General features: G+C 55.7%; 5 protein-coding genes. 2 read left to right on the top strand and 3 right to left on the bottom strand.

Annotation, left to right across the window (positions count from 1 at the left end):
* Positions 1 to 170: 170 nt before the first annotated feature.
* Positions 171 to 839 (bottom strand): sulfotransferase domain-containing protein, encoded by a 669-nt coding sequence (locus AC2D8P_RS14410; protein WP_484703498.1) that lies wholly within the window; start codon positions 837 to 839, stop codon positions 171 to 173.
* A 275-nt stretch (positions 840 to 1,114) separates the two neighbouring features.
* Between AC2D8P_RS14410 and AC2D8P_RS14405 the strand changes: the two genes are divergently transcribed.
* Both AC2D8P_RS14405 and AC2D8P_RS14400 read left to right on the top strand, forming a co-directional pair.
* Positions 1,115 to 2,239, top strand: coding sequence for an amidohydrolase family protein (locus tag AC2D8P_RS14405; protein WP_484703497.1), 1,125 nt, complete (start codon positions 1,115 to 1,117; stop codon positions 2,237 to 2,239).
* A complete protein-coding gene (locus AC2D8P_RS14400) occupies positions 2,217 to 3,428 on the top strand; it encodes a cytochrome P450 (protein WP_484703496.1) in 1,212 nt (403 codons plus the stop codon). The genes AC2D8P_RS14405 and AC2D8P_RS14400 overlap by 23 nt, the downstream gene beginning before the upstream one ends.
* Here AC2D8P_RS14400 and AC2D8P_RS14395 read toward each other — a convergent pair.
* A complete protein-coding gene (locus AC2D8P_RS14395) occupies positions 3,415 to 6,258 on the bottom strand; it encodes an AMP-binding protein (RefSeq protein WP_484703495.1) in 2,844 nt (947 codons plus the stop codon). The two genes, AC2D8P_RS14400 and AC2D8P_RS14395, sit on opposite strands and share 14 nt — an antisense overlap.
* 31 nt (positions 6,259 to 6,289) lie before the next feature.
* Positions 6,290 to 6,967 carry an aspartate/glutamate racemase family protein gene (locus tag AC2D8P_RS14390; RefSeq protein ID WP_484703494.1) on the bottom strand — a complete coding sequence of 226 codons (678 nt, stop codon included), beginning with the start codon at positions 6,965 to 6,967 and terminating at the stop codon, positions 6,290 to 6,292.
* Positions 6,968 to 7,041: the final 74 nt, after the last annotated feature.

The following is a 7,041-nucleotide window of genomic DNA, read 5'->3' as shown; positions in this document are numbered from 1 at the left end:
CGTGCAGGTGCACATCAATCTCGCGCAATATCTTCAGCGCATCCTCATCCGAATACCGTTTTCGAGCCATCCCTCGTTCCTTCTGTAACACTCAAGTAGTGGCACAGTTTTAGGGGGCTAAGACACCTGATCCTCTATATAAATGACACGAGGGCAAAGTGGCGGAGGACTCAGCGCTCTGGATAGCCATATCGTTGCAGAATATCGCCATAGTCACGCTCCACCGCGTCGACGACATCTTCGGGTAGTTTGTCCCGCCATTGCCCGCTTCGCGGATCGCGGATGTGGTCTGTCCGGGCCATGCTGCGACCCGCAGCATGGCGGTCGGCGTAGTATAGCCCCCACATTTGCTCGAACTTTGAAAAGCCGAAAAAATCGAAGATCTCGCGAAATGTCTCGACTTCGTTGCCAATGATATCTTCGTATTTGAATAGACGCACACGCGGGTCATCCGTGGGCCAATCTCGCAGCGATTCAATGTGGTAGCGTCGGAATTCAAGCTCGGTACGCATGCCCTCATCGCGCGAAACGCCTTCCAGGTAGGTCATCAGCGATTGGCCTTTACTCAGACGTGGCGACAGTGCGCCCCGTACCGTTCCCCAGTCGTCTTCACTTGGGTCGATCACCCGGCTCCAGGGTTCGGCACCCTTTAGGTGATAGAAATAACCAGATACGATCAGGTCACGGGGATCTCGGATAAAACGGACAATCCGGACATCTTCAAAACGCGACAATTCAAGCGCATAGCCGCTGATCGACGATATCCGATAATCTTCGCACTTCTCATAGAAATCTTCGATCCGATGATAAAAATGTTTGAAACTCCGCGGTCTGCTCAAAGATAGGCGACAAGCCCGTTTATAGGTTCGCCGCTGGTACATTGTCAGACATTTGTGCAACCCGGCGTGAACACGAACTGGTTTTCGAATCCTTTCAGTCGAGGTGTCTGACCAGACTTCTGTTTCCATGGCTCTCTAGCTCATCCCCAATGTTCAGTACGACATTCGCGGCTTACGCTTGCCCATTTGTATCGGAGAACACGGCTCTCGCAAAGCCCAGTTGCTTGTATTTACGGTCTAATCTAGGGTTATGGGCATGGTGAGGAGGGGAATCAGTGACTTTGCGTTCACCATATTTTGACAGGCTGCGAAAGGCGGTTGCGGACTTCGGTGGGTTGTTCAACGCGCACCTTCACCTCGATCGCGCCTACACACTCGAGCCGGAGCACCTCGGAGGCGCATCTGGCGGGATCGCCCGCAATTCCCATATATCTCTCCAGAAAAAACACAGCTTGATATCAAGCCTACACGCCAGTGACGCTTACACCGATGATGGCCTTCGCTCCCGGCTTTCCCAGGCGATGGATGATCTGGTAAGTTCGGGCGCAACGACCGCAGACAGCGTTATCGACGTAACCGACGACGATGTCGGGCTCACAGCGATTGAAACGGCAAACATCATTGCCCGCGAGAACGAGGGGCGGATCACTTTCCGTACCGGGAGTTACAATCCTTTCGGCTTCCCCGCCAACCGTCCCGACCGATGGACCTTGCTGGAAAAAGGCGCGAATCTATCCGATTTTATCGGCGCCTTGCCCGAGCGTGACAACCGCAGCGATTATCCTGATCACATCGGGTTTGAGGAATGCTGCGTCCGGATCCTCGATCTTGCTCGTCGCCTGGGAAAGTTCATCCACGTACACACCGATCAAAGAAATCAGCCGACCGAGAATGCGACCGAAGCTTTGGTCAAAATTGTCCGCCGCGAAGGTGTGCCCAGCTCACCTGATGGAACCCCGATGGTCTGGGCAGTTCACGTAATTTCACCAACAACCTACGACGAAACGCGCTTCCGCCGCCTCGTAGACGGTCTCCTAGAATGCAATGTCGGTGTAATCTGCTGTCCAACAGCCGCTCTAGGGATGCGACAGCTTCGCCCGGTGATGACACCGACAACCAATTCGATTACGCGGGTTCTGGATCTTGCGGCAAAAGGCGTCCACGTGCGACTTGGCTCCGACAACGTGTCCGACATGTGTTCGCCCTCGACAACGGCGGATCTTATGGACGAGGTCATGGTCCTGTCGGCGGCACTTAGGTTTTATGACATCGATATCCTCGCGCGCATGGCCAGCGGACAAGTGTTGAATCAGGACGAAAGGGAACGGATCCAGTACCATCTTGAAAGCGACGTCCGCGAAATAAGTGAGCTGCTCAATGCGCCTGCCACGGTTTCTTGACAGGTTCTTGAGCGTAAGTCAGGGCGGGATTGTCGACCTGACGGCGGCTTCCTTTTTTGCCAAACCCTATCCGGTTTACGAGCGTTTAAGGAATCTGGGGCCTGTGCACATAACATCGTCCGGGGCGCATCTTCTTGTCCATCATGCAACCGTAAAGGCAGCGATGACGCATCCGGATCTGGGAAATGCTCCATCACGGTTTTCCGGACTTGCCCCACGGTTCAAACTCACGCGCACCGCCGCGCATGTTGCAGCGAACATCCCGCCGTTCCAAGATAAACCGGAACATGTCGTTACGCGTCGCGCTCTGTCGGCAGCATTTGCCAAAAGACTCGCCGATGTTTCGGAAGAACTCGACGATTGCGCCATCGAACTCGTCGAGCAGGCACCAAAGAATTGCGACCTTATCACGGATATTTCCTCGCCATTTGCGCTTAGCGTCATGCAGCAGTTCACGGGACTAGACAAATTAAAAATCGACCAGTTAACCGCAGCCTCTGCCGTCTTCTTCGAGCTATTTGCTCCGTTAAGTGACGCCAACCGTCTGGCTCAAGTCAATGCTGGGCTTCAGGTATTCCGCGAGGCGACTCTACCCATCGTGGCGAAAAGGCGGGACACACCAACTCACGACCTGATGTCTTACCTGATCAAGATAGATGTAGATGGTGCAACACTTTCTGACATCGAAATCTCCGATCTAACGCTTCTCATCCTGGCTGACGGCATTGAAAATATCCGGGCCGCTGTCGCGTCGGCGCTTATTTTGATTGATAAAGAAGCGCGCGCCGCCATTGCTGAAGGCAGGCGCACAGGCGTGGTAGAAGAGGTCCTGCGCCTTGAAACGCCGGGTCAAATAATCCCTCGTGTTGCTCGTCGTGACACGGAAATTGACGGTGTTGCAATCAAGTCCGATAAGCCAGTTCTTCTTGCGCTTGGCTCGGCGAACAGGGACGCTGCGGTGTTCGAAAGACCGAATCTGTTCGATCCCGACCGTTACCACAGCGAGGTGCTGACCTTTGGGCGTGGTCGCCATTCTTGCATCGGGGCGCCCCTTGCGCGGGTCATGATTGGCGCGCTCACCGCAGCGCTCATTGGTCGAAACGCTCAAGTCAAAGATAAGGCACATCTGCAATATGTCCATCGCTTCGGGCACCGTTGGCCCTCTAGCGTGCCTGTCATATTGGGTTAAGGTCTCCCCACAGCCGCGGAAAAACCAGCCGCCGCCCGGCGCGGCCGCAGCGTTGGTGAAACCAATATGCACCGTCTTCGACCAAATCGGCTAAAAGGACATAGGGCATTTTTTTAGAGGGCACCGGAACGCCCAATTTCAGCGTGACACTCTCGCCCGGCTGTACCATTTCGGCAAGTGGGGCTGTGGCGGCGCACACGTTGCGAATATGCCCATCCAGGTTCAACCAGCGGCAGGCCAAATGCGGCCCGCCGTCCTGACTAGCAGGCCAGGCTTGATCGCTCTTATTCGTCACTTCGGCTCGCACTTGGACTGTCGATCCGGCAAGCACCCAACGGGGCGAAGAAAGGCGGATGTTTGCATGCTGTCGGTCCGGCAACTCGTGCACAAGTGGCGTCGGTGGATGCTCGATTGCAAGTCCAATCTCTTTGGCCAATCGCTTGGCCCACTCTCCCTGTACGATGTTGTAATGATGAGCGTTGACAGGTGCATAGGTCACACCGCATGGGTACATAGCCGCCAGATGCCGTTCCGGGTTCAAAAATAGGCTCCGCCCCGAATGCTCAGTAGTCTCGCTCCAGAACAGCAGGGTTGGCGCATTAACGGGAGTGGGAAAGACGCGATCAATCACAAAGAATAAGTCGACACCGCGACCCAGCTCATTCAGCGCGTCGACAATGTCGCGCGCAAGAACCGCGCCCTGACAGTAACCACCAATCCGGATCGAACCCTCGGGCTGGATCATGTTGATGTCTTCGGCATAGACCTTGGCCAAACGTTGTGTATTCTCTTTCGACTTCAAGCGGCCGATCGGCGCGTGAGGGTACTCGGCCAGAATCCGATACCTGTTCAGACGGCTCAGCGAACGCATCACGAAGACCGGCTGGTTTCGCGATAAGTTGGACACTAGATCGACATATTGGTGCCGTGCTTGTGCGCAGAAGAAAATAGGCGATTTCCGAGATATCAGCCCATGCCCAAGCATTAGGCCAAACTGGCCGGTGCGTGCGCCGTCCCACCCAGCGGTCGCGCGTTGTAATGCAGCGATCATTGGTTCCCTGGCGGTGCCAGAAGACGGGGCCGCAAGGACGGCCTTAGTGAAATCGCCGAACAAAGGAGCCTCGAAAAGAATGTCGGGCGGAAGCTTGCGGCCCGTCGCGCTTTCGACGCGCAGGATCAGGGTTGTCGCCAACAAGGAATCACCGCCCAAGTCGAAGAAATCGTCGTTTGCAACCGGCACTCCCACGTTCAGGACTGATGCCCAGATATCCGCAACCCTTCGGGTTTTCGGTTCGTAGTTTCCAGTTTTAGTGCGCTTAGACGTCGTTGACCGATAGGACTCTACCGCGAGTGCACGGCGGTCGACCTTGCCCGACCCCAGTCGGGGAAGGTCATCTTGAATCTCAATATGGCGTGGAATTTTGTGATCGGCTAAAAGCTGCTTAAGTGCACGCCTAAGCTCGCCCGAGTCGAGCTTATCTTCGCCCTTGGGGATGACAATCGCATAAGGCTCTTCGCCGAGGGAGTGATGCGGCTTGGCTATGGCCACGGCCTCTTTCACACCGGGAAGTGCAAGAAGCGCGCGCTCAATATCGACAGGCGAAATTTTTTCACCGCCCCGATTGATGATTTCCTTCAACCGCCCTGTCAGCGTAAGAGTTCCGTCCTCGTCAAGCTTCCCCAGGTCGCCTGACCTGAACCATTCTCCGAAAAAACCCGTGCCCGTTGGTTGGTCCAGGTACCCCCGCATTAAGGTTGCTCCCGAAACGCAAACCTCGCCTTCCTGACCGATAGGTAACGGATTCCCCGCACGATCAAGGATGGCGATCCGAGGTCCCGCTGCGCGGCCAACCGTTCCGGGGCGCCTTTGGCCTGGTGGAAGCGGCATGGATGCGATCTGGCCAGCCGTTTCGGTCATTCCGTACATTTGGATGACCGGAACGCCAAAAAGCTCCTCGGCCTCAAGATGTAATGATGGGGCTAGGTCTGCAGACACTGATCGAATAAACCGAAGCTTGCCCGAGTTCCTGCGGACATCTTCGGTTCTAGAAGAGGTCAGGAAACTCTGCAGCATCGTTGGTACAAGTTGCAGCCAAGTCGCCTCGGAGCTACCAAGGGCGACAAGCATATCCTCTACGCCACCACGTTTCGCAAAATGAACAGCTCCCCCGCGTGACAGGGGGGCAAGAAGAAGGTCTACAATCGCGCCAATGTGAAACATCGGAAGCATGTGAAGCGCAGTATCTTCCGGGCCCAGTTCAAGGGTCTCCGCTATGTTGTTGGCAGAGGCAAACAACGCCAACAGATCAAGTGGCACAGCCTTCGGCGCTCCGGTTGACCCCGACGTAGTCAGGATCAGGATCGTCTCACCCTCGCGAGAGCCGCTTACCAGTGGTTTCGCATCCCGCGACAGGCGAACATCGGCGCAATGATTGTCCGACCGTTCGATCCGAAGGATTGGCAGGCCCAATGCCGTGACCTTGTCAGACGTCGCCGTATCATCGGCCATAGTCACAACAGCGATACACGCAGTTGAATCGGCCAAAAGGCCAAGTTCAGGCACTGTCAGTCCGGGATTGGCCGGAACAAGTGCCGCCTTATCCAGACAGGCCAGAAGGACTGCCGCTGTGGCCGCGCCGTCCGGTAAGACCGTCATCAAACGCACTCGGCCTTCTCCACGCATTATGTGGCGCAGGTCCGATCCAAGTTTGTCCAGCGTCTCTACAAGCGAGCCGTAACTGCAGGAGGGTCCAGAGCCATCCGCCAGCGCAATTGCTTTGGTAAAACGCTCGGCAGGCGAGATAAGGTCTATGATAGACTGTTCTTTCACTCGTGCGCGCCCCGTCTAAGTTAAATAAATCCTATTCCAGAGTATTAAGTTCATGTTTGGCAAATAGAACTTGGCCAAACGCAAGTGTGGCCGCCGCCTGCACAGGATCGATGATCGGCAGGCCGATCGCTGTCTGAATTTCCTGCCGATAAGTTCCCATCCCGGCGCAGCCGAGAATGATTGTATCGGCTCCGCGCCCGTCGCGAAGCTCTGCCGCCACCTCGACCAGCCTCGCCAGCGTCTTTTTTCGGTCGGCAAGTTCCGTCACGCCCATCCCCAGAGGCAAGCTTCCCGCCCAGCGATCGGTCACACCCTGCGCCATGAAGCCTCGCCGTTGTCTTTCGACCGATGCTGGCAAAATGGCCGCAACGCCGAACCGGGTTCCCATCGACAATGCAACCGAAATAGCAGCTTCCTGGATTCCAATTACTGGCACATGCACCGATGAACGCAAAGCATGTAGGCCCGGGTCCGAGAAACAGGCGATGATGAAACCTGCGGCATCCGTTGCCGCGGTATCCGCGACCTTGAGCATTGGTCCAATGGAGGCCGCAACGTCGCGGTGCGACTCGATGACGGGCGGACCTTCCGAGGACGTCAGGCACCTGAATCGCACACCGCTTTTTGACAGGGGTCGCAGGGATTCCGCTATCGCCTCAGTGACTACTTCCGATGAGTTGGGATTGATAACAATTAAATAGGAATCCATGTTTTTTCCTCATCTTTGCTGAATACATGCTACCGCAAAATGAGTGGCATGTCATTTGGCCGAACTCCACGCTA

It is taken from the genome of Roseovarius sp. YIN77, from assembly GCF_057219155.1.
This window is presented reverse-complemented; position numbering and strand designations above follow the sequence as displayed.

Bases quoted from the DNA above. Each gene is read 5' to 3' on its own strand.
- AC2D8P_RS14390 (WP_484703494.1), bottom strand. From the start codon at position 6,967: ATGGATTCCTATTTAATTGTTATCAATCCCAACTCATCGGAAGTAGTC.
- AC2D8P_RS14400 (WP_484703496.1), top strand. From the start codon at position 2,217: ATGCGCCTGCCACGGTTTCTTGACAGGTTCTTGAGCGTAAGTCAGGGC.